21 protein-coding genes and 1 pseudogene are annotated in these 23275 nt (G+C 69.4%); 3 read left to right on the top strand and 19 right to left on the bottom strand.

What is annotated here, in order from left to right:
* Positions 1-22 precede the first annotated feature (22 nt).
* The 10 genes from ACF1CT_RS00915 to ACF1CT_RS00870 form a co-directional block, all read right to left on the bottom strand.
* Positions 23-445 (bottom strand): cupin domain-containing protein, encoded by a 423-nt coding sequence (locus ACF1CT_RS00915; protein WP_391781597.1) that lies wholly within the window; start codon positions 443-445, stop codon positions 23-25.
* Positions 446-448: 3 nt separating this feature from the next.
* On the bottom strand, positions 449-1225 hold the full coding sequence (locus tag ACF1CT_RS00910; protein WP_391781596.1) for a dimethylmenaquinone methyltransferase: 777 nt from the start codon (positions 1223-1225) through the stop codon (positions 449-451).
* Positions 1222-2157 carry a VOC family protein gene (locus ACF1CT_RS00905; RefSeq protein WP_391781595.1) on the bottom strand — a complete coding sequence of 312 codons (936 nt, stop codon included), beginning with the start codon at positions 2155-2157 and terminating at the stop codon, positions 1222-1224. The genes ACF1CT_RS00910 and ACF1CT_RS00905 overlap by 4 nt, the downstream gene beginning before the upstream one ends.
* A 142-nt stretch (positions 2158-2299) precedes the next feature.
* Positions 2300-3865 (bottom strand): 4-hydroxyphenylacetate 3-hydroxylase N-terminal domain-containing protein, encoded by a 1566-nt coding sequence (locus tag ACF1CT_RS00900; protein ID WP_391781594.1) that lies wholly within the window; start codon positions 3863-3865, stop codon positions 2300-2302.
* Between the two features lie 487 nt (positions 3866-4352).
* On the bottom strand, positions 4353-5258 hold the full coding sequence (locus ACF1CT_RS00895) for a LysR family transcriptional regulator (RefSeq protein WP_391781593.1): 906 nt from the start codon (positions 5256-5258) through the stop codon (positions 4353-4355).
* A gap of 452 nt (positions 5259-5710) precedes the next feature.
* Positions 5711-6034 carry a putative quinol monooxygenase gene (locus ACF1CT_RS00890; RefSeq protein ID WP_391781592.1) on the bottom strand — a complete coding sequence of 108 codons (324 nt, stop codon included), beginning with the start codon at positions 6032-6034 and terminating at the stop codon, positions 5711-5713.
* Between the two features lie 391 nt (positions 6035-6425).
* Positions 6426-7562, bottom strand: a complete 1137-nt coding sequence (gene tgmC, locus ACF1CT_RS00885) for an ATP-grasp peptide maturase system methyltransferase (RefSeq protein ID WP_391781591.1) — start codon at positions 7560-7562, stop codon at positions 6426-6428.
* Complete coding sequence (gene tgmB, locus ACF1CT_RS00880; protein ID WP_391781590.1) at positions 7552-8520, bottom strand: ATP-grasp ribosomal peptide maturase; 969 nt, start codon at positions 8518-8520, stop codon at positions 7552-7554. The genes tgmC and tgmB overlap by 11 nt, the downstream gene beginning before the upstream one ends.
* A complete protein-coding gene (tgmA, locus tag ACF1CT_RS00875) occupies positions 8517-8765 on the bottom strand; it encodes a putative ATP-grasp-modified RiPP (protein ID WP_391781589.1) in 249 nt (82 codons plus the stop codon). Before tgmA ends, tgmB begins: the two co-directional genes overlap by 4 nt.
* 319 nt (positions 8766-9084) lie before the next feature.
* The gene (locus tag ACF1CT_RS00870; protein WP_391781588.1) at positions 9085-11517 is read right to left on the bottom strand and encodes a DUF4157 domain-containing protein; all 2433 of its coding nucleotides are present in this window, start codon (positions 11515-11517) and stop codon (positions 9085-9087) included.
* A gap of 257 nt (positions 11518-11774) precedes the next feature.
* Here ACF1CT_RS00870 and ACF1CT_RS00865 point away from each other — a divergent pair, with 257 nt between their 5' ends.
* Complete coding sequence (locus tag ACF1CT_RS00865) at positions 11775-12002, top strand: hypothetical protein (RefSeq protein ID WP_391781587.1); 228 nt, start codon at positions 11775-11777, stop codon at positions 12000-12002.
* 91 nt (positions 12003-12093) lie between these two features.
* Here ACF1CT_RS00865 and ACF1CT_RS00860 read toward each other — a convergent pair whose 3' ends face one another.
* The 3 genes from ACF1CT_RS00860 to ACF1CT_RS00850 form a co-directional block, all read right to left on the bottom strand.
* A complete protein-coding gene (locus ACF1CT_RS00860; protein ID WP_391781586.1) occupies positions 12094-12339 on the bottom strand; it encodes a DUF397 domain-containing protein in 246 nt (81 codons plus the stop codon).
* Between the two features lie 142 nt (positions 12340-12481).
* The gene (locus tag ACF1CT_RS00855) at positions 12482-12745 is read right to left on the bottom strand and encodes a DUF397 domain-containing protein (protein ID WP_391781585.1); all 264 of its coding nucleotides are present in this window, start codon (positions 12743-12745) and stop codon (positions 12482-12484) included.
* Positions 12742-13563: a Scr1 family TA system antitoxin-like transcriptional regulator gene (locus ACF1CT_RS00850; RefSeq protein WP_391781584.1), complete on the bottom strand. Its 822-nt coding sequence runs from the start codon at positions 13561-13563 to the stop codon at positions 12742-12744. Before ACF1CT_RS00850 ends, ACF1CT_RS00855 begins: the two co-directional genes overlap by 4 nt.
* A gap of 112 nt (positions 13564-13675) precedes the next feature.
* On the opposite strand from ACF1CT_RS00850, the pseudogene ACF1CT_RS00845 reads away from it, so the two are divergent.
* Positions 13676-14092, top strand: a pseudogene (locus ACF1CT_RS00845) (ATP-binding protein); the annotation flags it as partial.
* Between the two features lie 182 nt (positions 14093-14274).
* On the opposite strand, the gene ACF1CT_RS00840 reads toward ACF1CT_RS00845, so the two are convergent.
* The 3 genes from ACF1CT_RS00840 to ACF1CT_RS00830 form a co-directional block, all read right to left on the bottom strand.
* Entirely contained in the window at positions 14275-15453 is a 1179-nt protein-coding gene (locus ACF1CT_RS00840) for a glycoside hydrolase family 3 N-terminal domain-containing protein (protein ID WP_391781583.1), read from the bottom strand.
* A gap of 205 nt (positions 15454-15658) precedes the next feature.
* A complete protein-coding gene (locus ACF1CT_RS00835) occupies positions 15659-16477 on the bottom strand; it encodes a GH25 family lysozyme (RefSeq protein WP_391782148.1) in 819 nt (272 codons plus the stop codon).
* 567 nt (positions 16478-17044) lie between these two features.
* Positions 17045-18565 carry an alpha/beta fold hydrolase gene (locus tag ACF1CT_RS00830; protein ID WP_391781582.1) on the bottom strand — a complete coding sequence of 507 codons (1521 nt, stop codon included), beginning with the start codon at positions 18563-18565 and terminating at the stop codon, positions 17045-17047.
* Between the two features lie 455 nt (positions 18566-19020).
* On the opposite strand from ACF1CT_RS00830, the gene ACF1CT_RS00825 reads away from it, so the two are divergent.
* Complete coding sequence (locus ACF1CT_RS00825) at positions 19021-19974, top strand: MBL fold metallo-hydrolase (protein WP_391781581.1); 954 nt, start codon at positions 19021-19023, stop codon at positions 19972-19974.
* A gap of 47 nt (positions 19975-20021) precedes the next feature.
* On the opposite strand, the gene ACF1CT_RS00820 is transcribed toward ACF1CT_RS00825, so the two are convergent.
* The 3 genes from ACF1CT_RS00820 to ACF1CT_RS00810 all read right to left on the bottom strand — a co-directional run bounded on the left by ACF1CT_RS00820 (position 20022) and on the right by ACF1CT_RS00810 (position 23275).
* Positions 20022-20558, bottom strand: a complete 537-nt coding sequence (locus ACF1CT_RS00820) for a S26 family signal peptidase (RefSeq protein ID WP_391781580.1) — start codon at positions 20556-20558, stop codon at positions 20022-20024.
* Between the two features lie 282 nt (positions 20559-20840).
* Complete coding sequence (locus ACF1CT_RS00815) at positions 20841-22700, bottom strand: ABC transporter ATP-binding protein (protein ID WP_391781579.1); 1860 nt, start codon at positions 22698-22700, stop codon at positions 20841-20843.
* Positions 22697-23275 (bottom strand): hypothetical protein, encoded by a 579-nt coding sequence (locus ACF1CT_RS00810; RefSeq protein ID WP_391781578.1) that lies wholly within the window; start codon positions 23273-23275, stop codon positions 22697-22699. Before ACF1CT_RS00810 ends, ACF1CT_RS00815 begins: the two co-directional genes overlap by 4 nt.

Below are 23275 nucleotides of genomic sequence, written 5' to 3'. Positions count from 1 at the left end.
CGCCGCGTTCCTCCCCGGCGCCTCAGTCCTTCGCAAGGAAGTCCCCGATCGTCTCGTCGGTGTGGTATTCGGGCTTCTCGTAGTAGTGCGGGCCGTCGTAGATCTCGATCAGCACGCTGCGCTCGTGGGCGAGCGTCGGGCCGTGCGGGTGGTCCTTCGGGTTCATGTAGAACGAACCGGGGCGCAGCCGCAGGCCGGAGTCGGTGTACTCGTAGTCGCCTTCGAGGCAGTACATGAACTGGTTCGAGGCGTGCGTGTGCCTGGTCGGGATCGTCCCGCCCTTCTCGTACTCCAGGAGGGCGATGCTGGCGCCGGTCCCGGGGTTCTTGAAGAGGAAGTACTGCCGGAACCCGTAGTCGGGGTAGTCGATCCAGTTCGCGTCGTCGAGATCGGCGGCGTGGATCAGTACTTCGAGCGACTTCATGGTGGTGGGGTCGATGTCCACTGTTCACTCCAGACCGGGGCGGCCCGAGGCCACCCATGTGTCGTATTCCTTGCGGCTCTCCGGCGTGGCCGGGAAGAGCCCGAAGAGGGACCGGCCGCGCCGGATCTCCAGGGCCGCGAACTCCTCGTACGCGGCGGCGTCGGCGGCCTCGGCGGCCACCTCCGCGACCAGATGGCGCGGGATCACCGCGACCCCGTCGTCGTCGCCCAGCACCACGTCACCGGGGTAGACCGCCACCCCGCCGCAGCCGACCGGTTCGTCCAGCGCGACCGGGTGCAGGGCGATCGGGGTCGCCGCGGGGGCGTTGCCCCGGTGGAAGCAGGGCAGTCCGGTGGCGGCGATGGCGGCGGAGTCCCGGTAACCGCCGTCGGTGACGACGCCGGACACGCCGCGCCGCTTCAGCCGGGCCGCCATCATGTCGCCCATGGACGCACCCGCCAGGGAGCCGAACGCGTCGATCACGAGCACCGCTCCGGCCGGGCACTCCTCGATCGCGCGCCGGTGCGGGTTCTCGCTGCTCGCGTAGTTGGCGAGGGTGTCCAGGTCCTCGCGCGCCGGGATGAACCGCAGCGTGCTCGCCGGACCCACCACCGGTGCCCCGCCCCCGGCCAGCGGCCGGACCCCGGCCATCAGCACGTTGCGCAGGCCGCGCCGGAGCAGCATGTTGGCGACGGTGGACGAGCCGGCCCGCGCCAGTTGCTCGCGGACGGCCGGTGACAGCGGCTCGCCGGTCCGCCGCGGCTGCCCCTCGGCGCGCTCCGGGCGCGCTGCCGCGCTCACTGGAAGAACTCCAGCGGCGGACGGTTCCCCCACTGCGTGGTGTCACTGGCGGTGCCGTTGAACTTCCCGGGCCGGTGGCTGCCGTCGACGGTGTCGCCGTCGGTGTAGTGCTCGATGCGGAAGCCGAACGGGTCCTTCCAGTAGTCGAAGATCTGGCTGCCGAGCAGGTGGCGGCCGACCCCGACGTCCAGGCCGTAGCCCTGCTGGAGGAGGTAGTCGTGCGAGGACATGACCGCGTCCACGTCGGTGACTTCGAAGGCGCTGTGGTGGACGCCCACCCAGTCCGACTGGAGCACCAGCATGAAGTGGTGGTCCACGAGCTGTTCGCCCAGGTCCAGCCGGACGAAGGTGCCGACGACCGGCCCGTCCTCGCCCGGCGGGAGGAAGTAGTCGGAGGGCAGGAAGTTGAAGCGCTCGTTCAGCCAGGCCATCGACGCGTCGTGGTCCTTCACGTGGAGCACGAAGTGACCGAGCCGGGCGATGGTGCACGGCGCGACGGGCTGGCGGACGAAGGCGTTGACCCGGTTCTTGTCGCGGATGTTGTTCATCGCGAACGGCTCGCGGTCCGCGATCGGTTCGGCCCTGTCCCGGCCCCAGATCGCCCGGATCTCGATGCCGTCGGGCATGGTCATCGAGACCACCTGTCCGCCGCCGGGCTCCGTCGACTCGGTGACCGGGGAGGATCCCGGCAGCGCGGCGAGTTCGACGAGGTCCTGGTAGGCGGCGACCTCGATCGACGCGCCGACGAAACGCTGTTTGGCGGCCTTGCGGGTGACGTGGATGTGGTGCTGGGTGCCCGTTCCCCGCATGTACAGGGTCCGGTCGTCGCTGCCCTCGGTCCTGGTCATGCCGAACGCGGTGAGGAACTTCTCCATCACGTCGAGATCAGGTGCCTCGTAGGTGACGTGGGCAGCATCGATGGCCGTGGCCACGGGTGCCTCCTGTGGTGGGTGGGAGCGCGGTGACGCGCTCGGTGGATCGCCGAGGGGCTGGGCCGTGTCGTCGCACCGCTCTCCGCCGTGCGACGACACGGCCCGGTTGGGCTCCCCCGACCGGGAGCCCGCGGGACGGTGGTCAGCGCTTGAGGATGCTGACGTCGTCCGGCCCGATCAGGTCCGGTACGGTCCAGCCGTCGAGGTCGTACTCGTCCATGGCGCTCTGCGCGAAGTCCTTGCAGTAGTCGAGGAGCCCGCTGCCCCGCGCGCCGAACAGGTTGGTCTGCCGCGTCACGTCGTTGCTGCCGATGTAGTTGATCTCGTAGAGCTCGTGGCGGGCCCCGAACTCGGTGCCGATGGAGTCCCAGAGCATCTTCATGACCTTGACGCGTTCCTCGGCGTCGATGCCGCCGGTGCCGCGCAGGTAGGTGTCCAGGTAGCCGCGGATCTCGGGGGTGCTGAAGTCCTTGGCGTGGGAGTTGAGGTAGATCAGCCCGCTGGCCACGACCTGCTCGATGATGTTCTTGATCTTCGGCATGGCGAGCTGGTTCATCACCCGGTACGCCCCGGCGAACTGCGGGTCGGGCTGGATCATGCCGCCCTTCCACGGCACGGCGCTCTTCGCCATCGCGTCCGACAGCGCCCAGAACGTGTTGCGCCAGGCGATGACCTCGCCGAGCTGCGACATGACACCGTGGAACTGCCCGGCCCCGGTGACGTCCAGCGCGCGGGACAGCATGCCGACCAGGAAGTCCATCTTGACGGCGAAGCGGGTGCAGCCGTGCAGGGAGGCGCGCTCCAGGTAGCCGGAGTGGATGTTGTACTTGTTGGCCTGCTCCAGGTCGTTGTGGATGAACGCGTTCTCCCAGGGGATGAACACGTCGTCGAGGACCAGGATCGCGTCGTTCTCGTCCAGCCGGCTGGACAGCGGGTAGTCGAACGGGCTGCCCAGCACGGCCGCGCGGTACTCGTTGGACGTGCGGCAGAGCAGCTTCACGCCGGGGGCGTTCGTCGGCATGATGAACACCGGCGAGTACGCCGGGTCCTGCACGGCGACCTGGCCCACGTGACCGACGAAGGTGTAGTGGGTCAGGGCCGAGCCCGTGGCCACCACCTTGGCGCCGGTGACGTAGAAGCCCGCGTCGGTCTCCCGGGTGACCCGGATGAACACGTCCTTGCCCGCGTCGGCGCCGAGGCCCCGGTCGACCGGCGGATTCATGATCGCGTGGTTGATGTACCAGGTCTTCTGCTGGGCCTTGCGGTACCAGTTGCGCGCGTTGTCCTCGAACCCGCGGTAGAACTCCGCGTTGGCGCCCAGCGTGCCGAGGAAACACCCCTTGTAGTCGGGGGAGCGGCCCATCCAGCCCCAGGCGATCTTCTGCCACTCGGCGATCGCGTCCCGCGAGGCCACCTGCTCCTCGACGGTCTTCGGCGCCTGGTAGAAGCGGTGGGTGAAACCGCCGTCCTCGGTGGGCGCGGTCAGGATGTCCTTGCGCGCCGGATCGTGCAGGGCGTCGTACATGCGGGCGATCATGCGGGCCGAGTTGCGGAACGCGGGGTGCTCGGCGATGTTCTCGACCCGCTCGCCGTAGATCCAGACCTCGCGCCCGTCGTTCAGGCTCTCCAGATACTCGGCACCGGTAAAGGGGATGTTGTCACGGCCGGCGGTGCCGGATGCCGACTGATTTGCATTTTCCGTGTTCATGGAACGAAAACCCCATCTTCTCCCCGACGGAAATGGATCACGTCGCCGGATACAGGTCATGCGCGATCAGCTGCCCGCGAAGAGGGATTTCAGTTGCCGATCCGAAGTTGCCTGCGGCGTCGAATTGCCGGAAGGCTTCCACGGGGGGTGACCCCGGGCAATAGATGCCGGGAGAGGTCGAGAGGGGCGGGCGCGGCGGAGGTCGAGCGGGCCGCCGGTCGGCGAACGACGGGTGAACTGCCCCTGAACTGGGCTTTCCTGCCCCGGTCGGCAGGGCAAGGGCCGACCGGGACACCCCTTGATGTGATGCACGTCACGTGGAATTCATCTCGTTGCGCGAGATGTGCCATCGTTTTTTCCCGCGCGGTCCATACGCGGCGCAATGGAGGGGGCCATAGTTTTATGTATGGCTCATTTCTCGTAGGCCCCGCTCGCGGTTCTCCGGGGGTACGGGTACCGCCTCCGGCGGCCCCGGGGCCCGCGGGGCCTACGACCTGAGCGCGCGCCGGTGCTCGGCGACCACGCGGGTCGCCTCCAGCCAGTGCCGCATCAGCGGGCTGATCTCGGCGTCCCGCCGCCACAGCAGCGTGGCCTGCATCGGGGCGAGCCAGTGCGGCGGATCGAGGAGGGCCACCGCGTCCGTCCTGCCCGCGATGCGCTGGGTCACGGGGGCCACGCCGAGCCCGGCGGCCACGAAGGCCACGGCGGTCTGTGGGGTGGAGACCTCCAGCACCTCGAAGGTCTCGTCGCCCACGAGCGCGTTCCCGACGACCTCCGGCATTCCCGTGAACGCGGGAATGCGATACGGAAGAATCCAGCGCCCCCACCCCTTTCCGCCGGGATGGTCCTCGCGTGCGCGGGAACGGGGAACGGCGAGTTTGATATCGATTCCCAGCACCGGAAAGGAGTCGCAGAAATCGGTGACGAAACCGGCGAACTGGCTGGACCCGAAGGGAATGCACCCCATGTCCAGCCGCCCGTCCCGAATTCCCTGCACGATGAGATCGGGAGTGACGTCGGTGAGACTGACCCGGGCCCCCGGAACCTGGTCGAGGAACTCGGCGAGCACGTCGGCGACGATCTCGTTGATGACCATGGGCTCCACGCCGATCCGCAGGTCCCCGACCGCGCCCTCGCCCATCAGCTTCAGCGTCTCCACGGCCCGGTCCCGGTCCGCCATCAGGCGGCCCCCCTTGGACAGCAGGTAGAGCCCGGCCTGCGTGGGGTGGACGCCCTTGGCCGTACGTTCGAGCAGCCGCACCCCCAGCTCGCCCTCCAGCTTCGCGACGGCATGGCTCACCGGCGGCTGCGTCATGTTGAGGTTCTTGGCGGCCTGCGAGACCGATCCCGCCTCGACGACGGCCCTGAAGTACTCGATCTGACGAAAGTCCACGCTCTTCGCCCTTCCGTGACCCCCGACATCTGCCGACAAGCAGGCAGATTACGGCCTGGGGAGCGGGAGGGGACGGGCTCCCCTCGTGCGCCCCCAGGCCGTGGGCGCAGGTGCTGTGCCGGGGTCGTCGGGGGCGGACGCGCCGTGGCCGGGAGTGCTGGGCGGTCGTCCGGTGTGGAGGATGCGCACGGCGGTCAGCGCCAGGAGCTGTTGCCGCGAGCCGGGACCGGACGGTTTCCGGGTGGCGGGCCGAGTGCCGGTCGGTGACCGGATGGGCCTTCCGGCCGAAGCTCCCGACGACGCCGGCGAGGAAGCGGCACATGACCTGCGCGTCGAACGACTCGGTGAGGACCGTGAAGTGCGTCCGGCGGAGCTACTCGGTCATGCCGGCAACCCCGGAAGCGTGCGTGCCAGGACATGGCCGCCCGGTCAGAGGCCATCCGGCAGGCATCTCAGTCGATGCCGAGCTCACCCATCTTGTCCCAGCCGCTGATGCCCGCGATCGTGGTGCTGACGATCTGCGGCGCCCTCTGGACCAGTGGACGCATGGTCTCCATCGCGGCGCGGAAGTGGTCCGAGTTGACGTGGGCCTCGGCGGCGTCGTCCTGGAACGCCTCGACGAGCACATAGGTGTCGGGTTCCTCGATGCTGCGCGACCACTCGAACCACAGGTTCCCGGGTTCGGCGCGGGTCGCCCGGGTGAACGTGTCGACGTGGGAGAGCCAGGAGTCGGCGTGCTCGGGCCGAACCGGGAATTTGACGACGATGAAGATCATCCGGTGATTTTAGTCCGACCCGCACGGACAGATCGGGACTGACACAGGCCCAAGAGGTTGTCCCGTAACCGCTGGTCGTCACCGGAGGGTGACGCGCAGGTCCCGGATGTACCGGTCGAACCGTGTGCGTCCTTGCTGCGCGGACCGACCTGATCGTCGCGTCGGGCCGTGACTCGTACAGCGCGACCGCGTCCGCCTTGAACTCCGGCGGGTAGTTCTTCATGACCACGAGATGGCCGTTCTCAGTTCCGCAGGATCCAGTGTCTCGTGTGTCCAAGATCCTGGGTCAAGGCTCCTTGCTCATCAACCCCCAGGGCTGCACACACGTCGTTTCTGTTCTTCTGACGCGGCGCTGATCAGCGGTCCTCCTTCTGATTTGCCGGCCAGAAAATCAGACGGGTAGCTGCCAGTGGGGGCCTTGAGGTGAACCGATCCACACGGTCTGGGATTCGGCTGTTGCTGTCATGCCGAACTCGGCAAGGTCGGGTGCTCCGGATCCGTGCCACTGGATGAGTGCGTCTTCGACTTGGTTCCACAGCCGGAGTGGTCCGTGCTGGTGCACGGTCCAGCCTGTTCCTTTCGGCTCTGTCCATGCCTGCGACCCGGTGGCGACGTCGCGGAGGATGATGCCGGAGTTCGTTTCCATCAGCTCGGCGGACGGGGCCGCGAGCTGGGCGACGAACCGTGCCTCCCACCGCTGAAGCAGCTCCGGGTCCAGACAGGCGGACGTGGTGTCGCCGTCGAGCTTGAAGAACAGCGGGGACGGGGGCCGCTCGTGGGGACGGGCGAGCATATACGTGATGTTGTCGGCAGTGAACCGCCCGTGGGCGGTTCCTTCGTCGTCGAGGACAAGACGGATCAGACCGGCTGCCTGCATCCATCCGCAGATCGTGGTGGTGATGGAGCCGCCATCGGTGAGTTGCCAGAACCAGTGCGGGGGAATGTACCGCACGGAGCAGGTGGCGATGATCGCGTCGTAGTCGGCGTGCTCCCTACAGCCACGAAGGCCGTCTCCTGCGGCGAGGGTGGGTGTGTACCCGGCGGCGTGCAGGTGGGCTGCGGCGGTGGCGGCCAGGCCCGTGTCGTATTCGATGCTGACGACGTTCTTGGCTCCGAGCCGGTGGCACAGGACAGCGGTGGAGTATCCGGTGCCGGTGCCTACCTCAAGGACGCGGTGTCCCGGCTGGAGGTCCGCCACCTGGGCTGTGCGTACCACGAGGGAGGGCAGAGTGGCTGAGGACGTGGGGCTGCCGGTGACCGGGCCTTCGACGTCGGCCGCGTCCCGCCCGTCGATCTGTGTGACCCACGTCCGGTCGGTGTAGACCATGCCCAGCCACTCGTCGTCGCTGGTCTCCGTCTGGTGTACGGGCGTCCATTCGCTCCCGGCGTGACGGAAGAGGGCGTTGTCGACGAACAGTTCCCGCGGGACGGCGGCGACGGCGTCAGGCCAGGCGGGATCGAGTGCTGGGTTGCCGGCCGCGATGTCATCTGCGAGGGCGAGGCGGAGTGCGGTGGGGTCAGCGGGCATGGTGCTCTCCTGCGTGATGGAGCCGGTCGGCGACGGCCGAGACAATCTTGTCGGTTATGGGAGCCGGGAACCAGGCGAACTGCCCGTTCGGGTTGCATTCGTACAGCCAGATCCGGTCTTCGTCATCGATGCCGAAGTCGAAAGCCCCGAAGACCAGCCCGAACGTGTCGAGGTAGCTCCGGATGCTCCTGACCAGATGTGGCGGCGGGTCGATGAGGGTGTATGACAGTTTGTCGTAGTGGCGTCGCCAGTCCAGGCCGGGCGAGCCGTCGATCCTGACGGCGAACACCTTCTCACCGACGGCTGTCACCCGAAGGTCCGCGATGGAGGTCACCCGCTTCTGGAACAAATGCATGGTCAGCCCGACCGTGCCGGTCAGATCGGCCGGGACCACTTCCTCGACCCACACGGTCAGGGCGCGGCCGTCGGCGTCGTGGTAGTCGGTGTTCCGTAGCGGTTTGTAGATCATCGGGCCGTGTTCGTGGGCAAAGCCTTTCGCTGCGTCGACATCGTTGGTCAACAGGGTGGGCGGGATGCTGAACCCGCATGTGGCCGCGGTGGCGAGTTGCGTGGGCTTGTGCTCGGCGTCCCGGTTGCGCCACGGGTGGTTGACGTAGTGGGCGCCGGGCAGTGCGGCGAGAATCCCTCCGAGGCCGTAGCGTGCCTCTTCTCGGCACCACCGTGTGGTCTGCTCATCCAGACCGGGTGGTGCGGTGTACGGCCGGGGCCGCCGCCAGTACACGGAACGGACTCCGTCGAGGTCGGCTACACGGGTGGCGGTCCGTGCCTCCCCCCGCAGGCCGTCCTGGCCGAGGCGGGCGGTGACGGTGAGACCGGTGGGGAAATCTCCGGGGTCAAGTCGTATGACGGGGACACTCCGGCGGTTCAGTTCCTCGATGACCATGTCCGCCGTCGCGTCGTGTGCCTGGGTGACGACGAGAACAGGGCCGCTTCTCAATCGGTGTCCCCTTCCTGGTCGCTGCCCTGGTCCGGGGCGCCGTCCAGACTCGTCTTCGTCGAAGTCTCCTTGCTGGTCTCGGACCGCTTGTGCCGCGCCGTCGCGGGCAGGACGTCTCCGTCCGGGCCGATCCACCGGCCGGTCTGGGTGACCGGGTCGACAGTCACGGTCGCACCGGGCAGGGATACGGCGTCCGGGTAGCGCCTCATACGGGTGAGGCCCCAGGGAACGGTAGCGGTGGTCACACGTACCTCCATTGCTTCGTGATCGTTGACGGGCATCATGTGTCCTGGACGAAACACCTCGATAGATCACAACAGGCCGATTCCCTCACGTTGTGCAGCGCGATCAGTTCGCTACCGAGGGAGGCGAAGGCGAAACGTCCGTTCGACTGGCGGCGACCCGCCCCGCCTCCCGCACCGGTCTGGCCGGTGCGTGGCGGCAGACGGCCGCCGAACTGCGCGGCCCTGCACGGGAGTGGGTGCCGCAGGCTGTGCGTCCCGAAGCCACGCGGCGGTGGTACGAGGATGCTCGGAATTCCGCCCAGGGCGACCCGAAGATTATTTATGGGGGACCAAAAACGGGGTCACCGCCCTTTTTGTTGTCCTTCGTGCTCCGGTACTCCTTCAATATCTCTTCTGTTGAATCTTTCTCAAACTCTGCTGCATTGTAGGCATCCGGGTAGGCGATCTTCACCGTACTCAGGTGCTGATCCATCAAGGCAATACGCTTTGAATCGTCATGGTCGCGGGGGATTTGCAGCAATCCGAAAATAGATTTCCGTGAGTCCTCCTTGTCCTGCGTGGTATTTTTTGGGTGAGTCTGTGCGCGCTTGCCCTTCAAGTAGCCGCGGTGAATTCCTTCCGCATCTCCCTTGGAGCTGAGGCCCAGGTAAGCTGTACCGGGGATGAGATTGATACGTGCCAGGATGGCGGATACTGCCGCCTGCAACGCGAGTATCAGTATCGTATTTCCCTCTGTTGCGGCCTTCACTGCATTCGTCATGCGCTCATCGGCCGTTTTGGTATTGTTCTCCAGTGTTTCCTGTACGGCCTTGTCGGCCTCCCTCAGCGCGTCGTTTTCCTCGAGTGCTGCATATTTCTTCACAGGTTTTGGCGCTCGATTGGATCTCCGTGGCCCCATCCTGAAGCCGGAGAAGGCATCCTCAAGGGCAGGGGAGTTGAGTCCTTGCGTCAGGGCGCCGACATGTGAAACCAGGCCGTCCAGCTCGTCATGAATGGCCTGGGTGGCCGTCTTGCCCTTCAGGCACGCCTCGACGTAGTCGATGTGCACTGTCCAGGCGATCGTGTGACCGCCGTTGCCCTCGGACGAGGCGAACTGAGTCAAAGGCCGCCCCTCCGACAGCAACTTGTCGATCGTGCCGTCGTCCTTGGTGACGATTTGCACTGCCATTTTCGGTTGGCCGGCCGCCTCATCGTCTTTTCCGGAAACTTTTTCCGTCGAGGGTGCGGGATTGTTTGTGCTCTCCTCGCCTCGCAGTGCGGCGGTAATCACCTTGCTGGCACCCTGTGTATCAGCCCACGCGCCGGTGATGACCTTGTCACCGTAGGTTCCGGCGATCTCTGCAATGTGCCGATTCGTGACGATGTCCACTATTTTGGTCTCATCCGTCTTTTCCTGCTTTTCCATGTAATACCTGACGGCTCCTATGTCCAGCAGTGCGAGGATCGATGTCTGTAGTTCATCCTTGGTCAGATTGTTGTCGGGGTAGCCCAGGAGTGCCCTGTGGTGCCTGGACTCGCCGTCTCCCTTCCCGGACTTCTTCTTTCCCTTCGTGTTGAACGTGGACAGCGGCAGTGCATCCTGGTATTGAAGGTAAGCGTTGATCATTTCCTGGAGCCCGGACATGCCCCAATTTTCGTCGCTTTCACTCGTCCGTAAAATATTGAGGCGCTCCAGCTCTGTGGATTCCTCTTTCATCAGCTGCTCGTTCTTATTCCACTGTTCTTCGCCCTCTGCGAGATTTGCCGCCGCCGTTTGCTGCGCCTGCTTGAAGAGTTGGTACACCTCTTCTCCGGCCGCTTTCGCGTTCTTGCCGCGGATTTTATTTCGCACTCCCTCGTGCACGACGACATAAGCGGTGCCGTGGTCGCCTGCTGTCTGGGAGTGCGTGGACTCGGGGCGGCCGAAGAAAATGACATCGCCCACCGCCTCCTCCTCGCCTTCCTTGCCGCTCGCCGTGATCTGTGTCGCCAGGGCTCGCTGAACCAGGGCGGTGCCCGGCTGGGCCGGCGCGGCGCGGGATGCGTCGGCCGCCGGATGAGGGCCTTGGCCGGGCGTCGGTTGGGCCAGCGCGGTGCGGGCCACTTGCTCGGCCTCGCGTTCGAAGCGGTCGGAGGGGTCGCTCACGCGAAGGCCCGACCCGTTGTCCGTTCCGGAGACCGGGCCCTGGCGTTGCTGGATGACGTGGGTCAGTTCGTGGGCGAGGGTGTGCTTGTCCGTACCGCCGTCACCGATGACTACGTGGCTGCCGGAGGTGTAGGCGCGGGCGCCGACTTCGGCGGCGGACGCCTTCGCCGCGGCCCCGCTGTGGATGCGGACGTCGGAGAAGTCCGCGCCCAGGCGCGCTTCCATGTCGGAGCGGGTGGCGGAATCCAGGGGGCGTCCGGGGGAGCGCAGGACGTTGTGGACGGCCGAGCGCTGGACGGAGGGGACGGCGGGTTCGGCCCGTTGGTGGTCGTGGTCGTGGCCGAGGTCGCGGTCGTGGTCGAGGTCGTGGTCGTCGGTGTGCGGCTGTTCCTCCTGGGCCCACGGGTGGCCGGCCCGGCGCAGCATCTGGACGACGGCGGCATGGCCGACGGTGTCCTGGAGGCCCGACAGGTCGCGGAGTCGCGCGGGCGGTTCCGTTGTGCGGTCGGGGGCCGTTGTGAGGGCCGGTGCCGTTGTACGGTCCGGTGTGTGACCGTCGGCGCCCTTGACGACCGTGACGCGCCCGTGCTCGCTCTCGTGCTTGTCCTTGTGGCTGTTCGTGTACAAGGGAGTCTCGTCTCCGGGTCGGTTCGTCGACTCTCCTGCATACGTTGCGGGGAGCCCCTGACGCCAGGTACGGGTGGGCACTCTTGGTTGACCCGGCGGGCCAATGGCAGCCGGGCGCGAGGAAGATGGTGCTCCGACCCTTCCTCGATGCCTGCGTCCGGTGCGTCCGGTGCGTCCGGTGCGGTCGGTGCGGTCGGATGGGGCGGTTCGGCGCGGTGGGGGCGAAGGGTGGCGAGCGGGAGAGTGGGAGGCGATCGGTGGCCGTGAATCCGAGGGACGCGTTCTTCGAGCGGCCGTCGGGGATGTGCCTGCACATCCTGTTCTTCGGGTGGACGGCGGCCAGTGGTGGCAGTCCGACCTGGGCCAGGGTGCTCGCGGCAGCTCTCGTGATGGAGCGGGTGGCGGCGTTGGCGCGGTACCTCGTGCGGCGTCGTCGAGCCCGGCGCGGTACGGCCGCCGGGCCGGAGGCCGACCCGGTGGGGTGACCGACATGGTGGGGTGACGGGGTGGGGTGATGCCGGGGGCGACCGGTCGGAGGGGGTGGGGCGTGGTCGTGGAGCCGTCCGGGGTGCTGGTTCAGCGGGTGGTGGCGGCGAGGAATGCGGTCCAGGCGGTGGGCGGGACGGTGAGGATGGGGCCGTCGGTGACCTTGGAGTCGCGGATGTGGACGGCGGCGGGGTGGGTGGCCACCTCGACGCAGTTGCCGCCCTGGCCGCTGCTGTGGCTGGACTTGTGCCAGTGGTAGGCGACTTCGAGGCACGCGCCGCCCTGGCCGCTGCTGTAGCTGGACTTGAACCAGGCGAGGGGGGTGGTGTGGGGCATGGGCTCTCCCAGCGGTGCATCCGGGTGGTGGACGGGGGCTCGGGTGAGACCAGCATGCGGGGTTCGGCGGCGGGTGGGAAGCCTGCCGACACCTCGGCCCGGGGGACGGGCCGAGGGGGAGCGGAGGGGCGGGGGTGTTGGGTCAGACGGTGGCGGCGAGGAATGCGGTCCAGGCGGTGGGCGGGACGGTGAGGACGGGCCCGTCGGTGACCTTGGAGTCGCGGATGTGGACGGCGGCGGGGTGGGTGGCCACCTCGACGCAGTCACCGCCCTGGGAGCTGCTGTGGCTGGACTTGTGCCAGTCGTAGGCGACTTCGAGGCACGCGCCGCCCTGGCTGCTGCTGTAGCTGGACTTGAACCAAGTCAGGGCGGTGGTGCGGGGGGCCGGGTGTGCTGCGCGGGTCATTTCTCTCCAAGCAGTTCGTCCAGTAGGCGCGCGCTGTTCTCGACGGAAAGCGCCTGCGAACGAAGCATCCCATAAATCTGTTGGAGCACACTGACGTCGTCGGGGTCGTCGTGCAGGTAGCTGGTCAGTTGCCCCTCGACGTAGGCGAGATGGTCGTGGTCGGGGGTCTCCAGCAGCACCATGGGACCTGCGAACCCCGCGTGCTTCGGCAGTTTCATCGGCATGATCTGGAGGCCGAGGAAGGGGAGTTCCATGCAGCGGCGCAGATGGGCGATCTGCTCCCGCACCATGGCGGGGTCGCCGATCTCGCTGCGCAGGATGCTCTCCTCCAGGATGAAGTGCAGCATCGGGCGGGGCCTGCGCTCCAGGAGCCGCTGCCGGTCGAGCCGGGCGGCCACCCACTCCTCCAACTGGTCCTCTTCGAGGGGCGGGTAGAGGCAGGTGAAGACGAAGCGGGCGTACTCCTCGGTCTGGAGCAGGCCCGGCACCACCTGGTTCTCGTACCAGAGCAGGGTCAGCGCCTCCTGCTCGTAGTCCATGTAGTCCTGGACGAACGCCGGGAAGCGTTCCTTCTTCGGGACCTTCTCCACCGCGACCTTCAACACCCCCTTGGTGTCCAGGATGTGGTCGAGCAGAATGGCGAAGTCGAGCTGGAGCGGGCGGCGGCCCTGCTCGATCGACGCGATGGTGTCCTCGCCCACCTTGCACCGGGCGGCCAGTGCCGCCTGTGTCATCCGGGCCGCCTTGCGGAACGTCGCCACCTGGGCGCCGATGACGTGCCACGACGTGATCCGCTTGGTCCTCTTCGCTGCTTGCATGGAGTTGCCTCTCCCCGCTCCGTACCCGTACCGACCCGTCATAGGTCGTACATGCGCGATGTACTCTCGCACGCGCTGCTCAACGCTAGTGACGTTGTGTGACCTTGGTGGAGTGAATCGAGCAACTCAACTCCCCCACTTCCGCGAGACCTTCCGGCGCCGCGAACGGCGGTCCGTGCCGCTCGTACGGCAGTTCGTGCGCACCGCACTCATCGACTGGGCGTGCGAGTCCCGTGTCGACGACGTAGTGCTCTGCGTGAGCGAACTGGCCACCAACGCCCTGCTGCACGGCGTTCCGCCCGGGCGCGGGTACCTGGTCTGCATGCGGCTGGAGCCCGCCGACGGTGTGCTGCGCATCGAGGTCCACGACAGCGGCGGCGGGGAGGTCCGCCCGGCCGCCCCGGTCGATCCGGAAAGGGCGGCCGACGCGGAGGGCGGGCGGGGGCTGCTGCTGGTGGCGGCGCTCGCGGACAAGTGGGGGGTGGGGGAGCGGAACCCCGGCAAGGTGGTGTGGTGCGAGTTCGAGGTGCCCCGGGGCGGGTTGTGCCCGGGGGCGGAGGGGGCGGCCGTCGTGGGGCGGTCCGCGTTGTTCCGGGAGAGGGGGGTCGGGCGGGCGGCCGGTCCGGCACCCGGGTGATCGGGTGATCTGCCGATCACCCGGGTGGGAGGGGGAGGGGCCCGGACGGTGCGTTCGGGTGTCGTCGTGTCCGGTCAGGACAGGGCGCTGCGCAGGGAGTTGACGCGTGCGGCGCCCGCGTCGAAGGCGGTTCCGTCGAGCGTCCCGGCCGTCAGGGCGTCGCTCAACGCGGTCACCGCCTCCTCCCCCTGGGCGGTGTCGCGGGCCGAGCACAGGATCAGGTCCATGCCCGCGGCGGCGGCCAGTACCGCACGTTCCGCCGTGCCGCCGTAGGTCCGGAGCGCTCCGGCCTCCAGCGCGTCGGTGACCGTCACGCCCGGGAAGCCGAGCCGGTTCCGCAGTTCCCCGACCACGGTCGGGGACAGGCCTGCGGGCCGGTCGGCGTCCAGGGCCGGGTAGACGGCCCAGGACAGCATGACCAGCTTGGTCCCGGCCGAGATCGCGGCCCGGTACGGCACCTCGTCGACGCCGCGCAGGGTGGCTGCGGAGGTGGTGAGAGTGACGGGGCCCAGGTCGGTGTTCTGGCTCGCGGAGGCGGGGCCGAGACCGGGGAAGTGCTTGGCGGTGGCCGCCACTCCCGCGTTCTGCTGCGCGGTGATGAAAGCCGAGCCGCAGGCGCCGACCGCCTCCTCGTCCTTGCCGTACGAGCGGCCGTACTGGTCGGTGAAGTCCCCGGCCGTCCGGTACACGTCGAGCACCGGCGCGAGGTTCACGTTCATGCCGACGCCCGCGAGGTTCATGCCGGCCCCGCTGCCGGTGAACTCCGCCTGCCCCACAGGGTCATTGGAGGCGCCGACGTCCTTGGCGGACCGTACGGGCTCGCCGGGCAGGCGGCGTACCAGGCCGCCCTCCTGATCGGTCATCAGGAGCAGCGGGGCCTTCACGGGAGCGGAGGCGTGAGCCTCGTTCATCTCCTGGATGACGCCCTCGATCTGGGCCAGGTTCTTGATGTTCTCGCCGAAGAAGATCACCCCGGCCGTACGGCCCTCGCTGATCGCGGTCAGCAGCCGGGCCGGAGGCGTGAGCCCCGGGTAGGAGTGGATGACGCACTGCCCGGCGCGCTGTGCCGGGGTCAGGGCGGACGAGGGGGAGCGCCACCCCTCGGGAAGCCGTACGGCCGCCTCCGTACGGCCCGCCGGTCCCAGCGCCAGTCCCAGTCCGCCGGCCAGGGCCGCCGTTCCGGCGAGCAGGGCGCCGCGCCTGCTGAGGGGGTGCGGAGTCGAGTGGGGTGTTGAGTGGGGTGTCGAGCTCATGACGTGCTCCTTCGCGAACTGTCGTGGCGCCCGGCCGGGCCGTCGGCAGGGACCGGACTCCTGGCCATCGGGTCGGAGCGGGCTGTCCGGCCCGCCCAGCCCGTTCCGCCCCGGCCCGCCCCGGCGGGCCGTTCCGGCCCGGAACGCCGACCGGCGCCGGGAGCGTGAGCCCCCGGCGCCGGTCATGGGGTACGGGGCCCCGAGGTCACGGGGTGTTGTTGGCCAGGGCCAGCAGACGGGAGCGGTCGCCGCTGAAGCGGTCGCGGTCGACGTTTCCGGAGATGCCGCTCACCGAGCCGGTGGACGTGTACTGCCAGACGGTCCAGAACGGGAAGCCCTGCGGGATGCTGGGGCTGCCCGCGTCCGTCCAATGGGCCACCCACAGCGGGCTCCTGGCGGACATGCCGGTCCAGCCGCCGGTGCAGGAGTTCCACCAGCTCGGGCTGGTGTAGATCACGACGTCGCGGCCGGTGCGGGCCTTGTACGTGTTGTAGAAGTCGAGGATCCAGGACTGCATCGCCGCGGCCGTCTTGCCGTAGCAGTTGCCCTCGATGTCCAGTACGCCGGGGAGCGTCAGGTTGTCGCGGGACCAGGCGCCGCCGTTGCTCGCGAAGAAGTTCGCCTGCTCCGCGCCCCCGGACACGTCGGGCCGCGCGAAGTGGTACGCGCCCCGGATCACACCGGCGTTGTAGGCGCCCAGGTAGTTGGCGCTGAACGTGGGGTCCTTGTACGTGGTGCCCTCGGTCGCCTTCATCCAGGCGAACTCGATGCCCGCGCCGCGGACCGAGCCCCAGTTGATGCCGCCCTGCCAGCTGGAGACGTCGATTCCGACGGGGTTCGCCGCGAGGTTCGCGTCCGGCTTCGCACCGAGGTGCAACTGCCGGGTGTCCGGCTTGAAGTCCTTGCTGTCCTGGACGTAACCGACGCCCATGTAGCCCTTGCCCACCGGCACGGCGCCGTCGGACGGCAGCGGGGCCGAGGAAGCGGTGCCCGACATCAGGCTGAGGGTCAGCGCGGCGCTCATGCCGAGGACACCGGCCGCGGTGATTCTTTGCTGGGTGGACTTGAGGGAAAGGCTCCGGGGGAACAAGGTTTCCTCCTGCTTGGTGGGGGGTGGGATTGCGTGGTGCCGAGTGAACTTCCGGTGCGGTGGATCTCGACGCGCCGGTGTGGGAGCCGCGCGGCGAACAGAAAGATCGGCGTGCGTCCGGTCAGGAGGAATCGGCCGCGCTTCCCGGAGACGGGATCTACGCGCGTCCGATTGACGCGAACACGACACAGTGAGCCACAGGAGGGGGTGCGCGGTAAACGGTTTTCCGGTTCGTTAGTGGTCTAGACCCATTCGCGCTTCGGTGAGCTGCGGAAACGGAGGGGCGTCGGTAGAACTTTTTTCAGGTGACGGGAACGGTGAGCGTGCGGCGCGGGGGAGGCGGGCGGTCGGCAACGGCCACCGGACGTTGCCGACCGCGCTCAGGACTGTGGGGATCCGCGGCGTGCCCCCGTCACGGCCGGCCCTTCGGTGCCGACCTGTCTGCCGACGACCGCGCGGCGCTTTTGGCGGTCGCTCCGGCCCGGTCCCCGCGGTCGGCCCTCAGCCGGCGGGAGGGCACCCGCTTCCGGCGCTCGGAATGCTCAACTCCGTGAGGTAGGCGTCGACGGCGCCGCGCGTGCAGGCGCTGCGACCGTAGACGCTGTGCCCCGCTCCCTCGTACGGCAGCAGGACGGTCGTCCCGCGTGTCTGCCGGTGCACGTCGGAGGCCCAGCTGAAGTGGTTCGCCGGATCGTGCCGCGAGTGCAGCATGAGAATCCTGGGCGCCTCGGTGATGCGCAGGCGGTGTTGCGGGTTGTTCACCTCGTCCGGACGGCCGACGCACCCGGCGACCGCGTCGTGCACGCGCGGCGCGCCGCGCATGTGCGGCGCGGCCCGCAGTTCGGCCTCGGTGAGGCGCGCGAACTCCTGGTAGTCCTTCGGCCGGAACCGCCAGTCCTGGCAGAACACCGCGTGGAACGGCTCGGCTTTCGTCCGCTGCCGTTCTGCCGGAGATGTCTCCGGTGGTGTCTCCGGTGATGCGCCCGGTGACGTTTCCGGTCGAGCCGGACGGGTGCGCTGTTGCCGGGCGGGCCGCTGCGCGTCCAAAGCCGCCACGTAGGAGGCGAGTCCGGACCGGTTGGGGCCGTAGAAGGTCTGGAAGGCGGAGAGGGTGATCGTGTGTGCGTCGAGGAGCCGGCCGGGGTTCTCCGGGTCGGTGATCTCGCCCCGGTCCGCCCTGTTGAGCAGTCCGTCCCACACGGCGGTGACGTCACGGCCGTGCAGTGCGCAGGACGGGTTCGACTCGCACCACTTCACGAACTCGTGGAAGGAGTCCTCCGCCGCGGTCGCCGAGGAGACGAGGAAGTCGCGCAGGCCGATGCTGTGGTCGATGTTCGCGGTGAGGGCCATGGACCGGATCCGGTCGCCGTACTGCTCCGCGTACTGCTCGCCGATGAGCGTGCCGTAGGAGTGGCCGAAGTAGTTGATCCTCTCCTCGCCCAGCGCCCTGCGGATCGCCTCCATGTCCCGGACGACGGCCAGGGTGTCGGCGTGGTCGGCGATCGGGCCGCTGTGCTGACGGCAGTCGTCCTGCAACGCGCGGTTGAAGGAGGCGAGTTGATCGAACGCGGCCTGGTCGCGGGGGTACGAGGACGGGCGCCGGTCCAGCAACTCCCCCGAGCACACGACCGGTCGGCTGCGCCCGATCCCTCGTGGATCGAAGCCGATGATGTCGAATCTCTCCTGGACGCCCGTGCTGAAGTAGGCCGGTGCGTCGGCCACGGCGAAGTCGACCCCCGACGCACCCGGTCCGCCCGGATTGACCAGCAGCACGCCGACCCGGCGATCCGGATCGGTCGCCCTGCGACGCGCCACCGCGAGATCGAACCGCTCGCCCGAGGGACGCGCCCAGTCGACGGGCAGGCGGAGGGTCCCGCAGTCCGCCGAGGTGTCCTGGGGGCACGGTTTCCAGTCGATGGTGTCCCGTGCCGTCGGGTTCCCGCCCGGACGGCTCGCGTCGGACACCCCGGTGCCCGGCGTCGAGGTCGCGGCAACCTGCGTCGAGGCTGTGGCAACCGGCAACGAGGTTGTGGGAACCGGCGTCGTGGCCCGTTCGCCCGCCGTCGAAGCCGCTGCGCCCGGCGCCGACGCCCCGGCGAGTAGGACGGCAGTGACCGCTCCGGCCAGCGTCCTGAAAAGTAATCGCATGAAATGTCTTTCGAGGTTCTTGGAGGATCTCGGGTGAGAGGCACGGGGGTGTGCCCCGGGCGACCCTGGCAGTGGTCCGACCGGGGCCACAACAGCCGGAGACGCGAATCGGGGAAGGCCCCGGGACCGGGTCGGAAATTCCCGTACCTCCCGTAGGGGAGACACCTCGGGGATGTCCCCCACCGGCCCCCGAGGAGCCGCCGGGACGGGCAGGCGGGCCGGGCGCTCCTGAGGGGCTGCGCGGCCTACCACTTCCGGTCGAGCGTGGGTTATCCATGGAACGGAGGCCTCGACGGGGCCGTACCCGTGGACGTGTGAGGAGCATCGTCATGAATGACTGGTACGTGGACGACCGTTGCACCAACTGCGATGTCGCCCGCCAGTTCGCGCCCGAGCTGATCGGGGAGGAGGAGGGGCGGTCGAAGATCCTGCGCCAGCCGAATGGCGCGGCGGAGGCCCGGCGCTTACACGCCGCCGCCTTCGCCTGCCACACCCGCTCGATCCGGCCGGGATCGGGGAGGACGGACCCGATGCTCGACCCGTTTCCGATGGCGCTGGACGACGGCGCGGACGACGGCGCGGACGACGCTGCGGGAGACGGAGTGGGCGACGGAGTGGACGGGGGCACGGGCCGCGGAACGGATGACGGAGTGCTGCTGTGCGGGCACAACTCCCCCCGCACCGCCGGGGCCAACTCCTACCTTCTCCGGCGGCCCTCCGGCACGTTCATGATGATCGACACCCCGCGCTGGAGCGCCGGGCTCGCGGAACGGTACACGGCGAACGGTCCGGTCACCGATGTGCTGCTGACCCACAGGGACCACGTCGCGCACGGGCGCCGCTACGCCGACCACTTCGGCGCCCGGATGTGGATCCACGAGGGCGATCTCGACGCGGCACCGGACGCGGACCGGGTGATCCGGGGACTGGACCCCGTGGAGATCGGCGAGGGTGTCACGGCCCATCCGCTGCCCGGACACACGAAGGGCAGCGTGCTCTACCTCGCGGACGACCGGTACTGCTTCAGCGGCGACAGTTTCTACTGGTCGCGCACGACCGGTGATCTGGAGGTCGTGGACAGCGTGACCTGGTACTCCATCGAGGAGTTGGCGGCCTCCCTGGCCAGGACGGCGGGGAAGCTGCGGTTCGAGTGGGTGCTGCCGGGCCACGGCGACCGGCACCGGCTGGACGCCGACGAGATGTCGCGGCGGCTGCGCGCCCTGGCGGAGCGCACGGCCCTGCTGCGGCCCCGGGAGATCGACTTCGCGGCCGTCCGTTGGTGATTCCCGCGGTCGTGCGCGGGTGACCTCGCGGCGGTCCGCGGGGGGTCTCATCGGCGGTGTTCGAGCCTGCGGATCACCACCCCCACGATGTCATCGCGCTCGACGTAGCCGGTGTGGCGGGAGTCGTGGCTGTGCGCGGCGTTGTCGCCCATGACCACGAAACGGTCCCGCGGCACGGGCATTCCGGCCTCCGCGGCCAGGGCGGGACCCATGCCCGCGGGAACCGGGTCGCCCGGCCCCGCCACGACCCGCTTGATGATCCAGCCCCGGCCGTCGGGCCGTGCGCCACCCGGCTGCACGCCGTCGGGCCGTGCGCCACCGGACCGCCCCCGGTCGGACTGCCGTCCGTCGGGCCGCCCTCCGTCGGACCGTTCGTCTCCGGGCCGTACGCCACCGGGGTGGCGGGGCCCCGCGACGTCGGCGCCCCGCGGGCCCGGCGGCGCGCCGGAGGGCGGTCGCCAGGTCGCGACGACGACCTCGTCCCTGCCGATCCCGGTCCGCCCGCGTCGGCCGAGCCGCCGGACCAGCACCCGGTCGCCGTTGCGGTAGACCGGTTCCATGCTGGCGCCCGCGACGGTGATCACGACGAAGCGGTGACGGGCCGACAGGAGGCCCAGGGCGTGTTGCGAAAGTCCCGTCTTCCCGGGGGCGCCCGGCACGCACGCTCGCCGCGTTGTCGGGATCGCCCCGATGCATCCAGTATCGGGGCGACCCTCCGCCTTGCGATCGCACGCACCGGACACCCCCAGGCCTGCCCTCCGGGCAGACGACGCTACTTTCGCAACACGCCCCAGCAGGGTCGTGGCCACGGCCAGGACGGCGAACGGGGACAGGCGCCCGTCGGACGGTCGCACGGGACCACCTCCTCAGGTGTCGGGAGCGGACACCGGCGTTCCCGGCCGGTAGCCGCTCGCCTGCATCGCGAAGAGCCGGGCGTACGCACCGCCGGCGCGCATCAGCCGCTCGTGGGTGCCCTGCTCGGTGATCCGCCCGTTCTCCAGCACCACGAGGAGGTCGGCGTCCCGGAGCGCGCCGAGCCGGTGCGAGATCAGCAGACCGGTACGGCCCGCCCGGTGGTCGCGCAGCCGCCGGTGGATCTCGTACTCGGCCTCGGCGTCGAGCCCGGAGCTGGGCTCGTCGAGGATCAGCAGATCGGCGTCGTCGCGGAGGAACGACCGTGCCAGGGCGAGACGTTGCCACTGCCCGCCGGACAGCACGACTCCGGTACCCGGGTCGTCCCGGTCCTCCTCGGAGAAGAAGGTCCGGCTCAGCATGGTGCGGTACCCGTCCGGCAGGGCGGTCAGGGCGTCGTGCATGCCCGACAGGCGTGCGGCGCGCTCGATGCCGTCCTGCTCCGTCAGCCGGTCGAGATCCCCGAGGCCGATGTTCTCTGCGGCGGTCAGGTCGTACTCCATGTAGTCCTGGAAGGTGGCCCCGACGCGCCGCCGCATCTCGGCGGGGTGGAACGCCCGCAGGTCGGTGCCGTCCCACAGGATCCGGCCGCGCTCCGGGTCGTACAGCCGGCACAGGAGCTTGACCAGCGTGCTCTTCCCGGCCCCGTTGAGTCCCACCAGGCCGACCGAACCACCCGCGGGAATCGTGAGGTTCACCCCGCGCAGCACCCAGGGGCGCTCGGGACCGTAGCGGAACCAGACATCACGCAGCTCGATGCCCTCGCTCAGGCGCGGCACCGGCCGGGGGCCGGTGCTGACCGGCAGGTCGTCCGGCACGTCCCGGACCGCGACGTAGTGGTCGAAGAGCAGCAGTGCCTGGTGCCCGTCGGCGATCTCGGCGGCCAGCCCGGCGAGTGCCGACTGCACTGCGGGCAGCGCCGTCACCAGCAGCGAGACCCCGCCGACGCCGATGCCGCCCTGTCCGGCCGCCCGGACCGCCCACAACAGGCCCAGACCGGCGACCGCCGCCGAGAGCACCCCCAGGCAGAACTGGATCGCCAGTTCCTGGCGGTCCACCGCCTGCTTCGCCGCGTTGGCCCTGCGGCGCTCGGCGAGCATCCGCCCCCGCAGGAAACCCCCGATGCCGAGCAGCCGGATCTCCTTCGCGGCCCGCGTGCTGGTCAACAGCTGGAGGTAGAACAACTCCCGCCGTTCCGCGGGCCCGATCTCCCAGAACACCGCCGCCCGACGACGGCTCATCACCAGCTCGCCGATCAGCACCGGCACCCCGGCCAGCACCACGGCGGCGGCCAGCAGCGGGCTCAGCACGATCAGCGATCCGAGGAATCCGCCGATGGTCAGCGTCCCGCGCAGCACCCCCAGCGCGTTGGTGACCGCCTGCGTCGGCATCAGCCCGCCGGCCTGCTGGGCCAGCCGCAGCCGGTCCAGGAACCGGGGGTCCTCGAACCTGCTCAGCCCGGTCAGGCCGTCCACGGCCCGGTAGAGGGAGTCCTGGGCGCGCAGTCCGGCCGCGCGCTGCGTCTGGGCCTGGACGTACTGGAGGAGGTGCGACACCGCCGCGGCGGCCACACCCGCCGCGGCGAGCAGCACGGTCGGCACGAGGAGTGCGTCGAGCCCGCCGCCGGCGGCCAGTCGGTCCAGCACCGCCCGCACCGTCCACGCCGCGACGACGGGCAGCGTCGCGCCGAGCGCCGTGAGCAGCGTGAGCGCCGCGAGATGCCAGGGCGCCGCCCCGAGGGCGAGTCCCGTCGCCGCACGCAGGACGCGGGCCAGCCGCCGTGGCCCCGGCGACGACGCCCGTGCCGCTCTCACCGGGGCGCGGGGACGGGGGCCGACGGGGTCGACGAGTCCGTCAAGGCCGACAGGACACTGTCGCCGACCGCCTCCACCACGCGTACGTCACCGGCGGCGCGGACCCGGCAGACGACGGGGAACGCGCGGGCCGCGAACGCCGCGGTCACGGGTCCCGCCATCCCTTCGTGCACGACCCTGGCGACCGGTCCCAGCTCCGTGAGCAACTCCTCGGTATCCGGGTCCCCGGCCGTCCCGCCCGCGACGACGGCGACGGCGCCGCTCGCGGGGGCCGAGGCCAGCGCGGCCACCACCCGCGGCAGTTGGGCATGGCACGGGGGGCAACCGGGGGACAGGAACACCACGACGGACCCGGTGCCGAGATCACGGCCGCGCAGGAGGCCGCCGTCGACGGTCCGCGTCTCGAAGTCCCCGACGACGCCGCCCGGGGGAAGCATCCCCTCGTCGGCGAACCCCGTCGCGGGGGCACGCGTGGAGTCCCGCGCGCGCAGCCTCCTGACCAGCCCCACCGTCAGCAGGAGGTCGAGCAGGCACAGCGCGCCGACGAGCACGACGGCCGCGATGAGATACGACAT

The sequence above is a fragment of the Streptomyces sp. NPDC014734 genome, from assembly GCF_043083325.1.
Taxonomy (GTDB): domain Bacteria; phylum Actinomycetota; class Actinomycetes; order Streptomycetales; family Streptomycetaceae; genus Streptomyces.
This window is presented reverse-complemented; position numbering and strand designations above follow the sequence as displayed.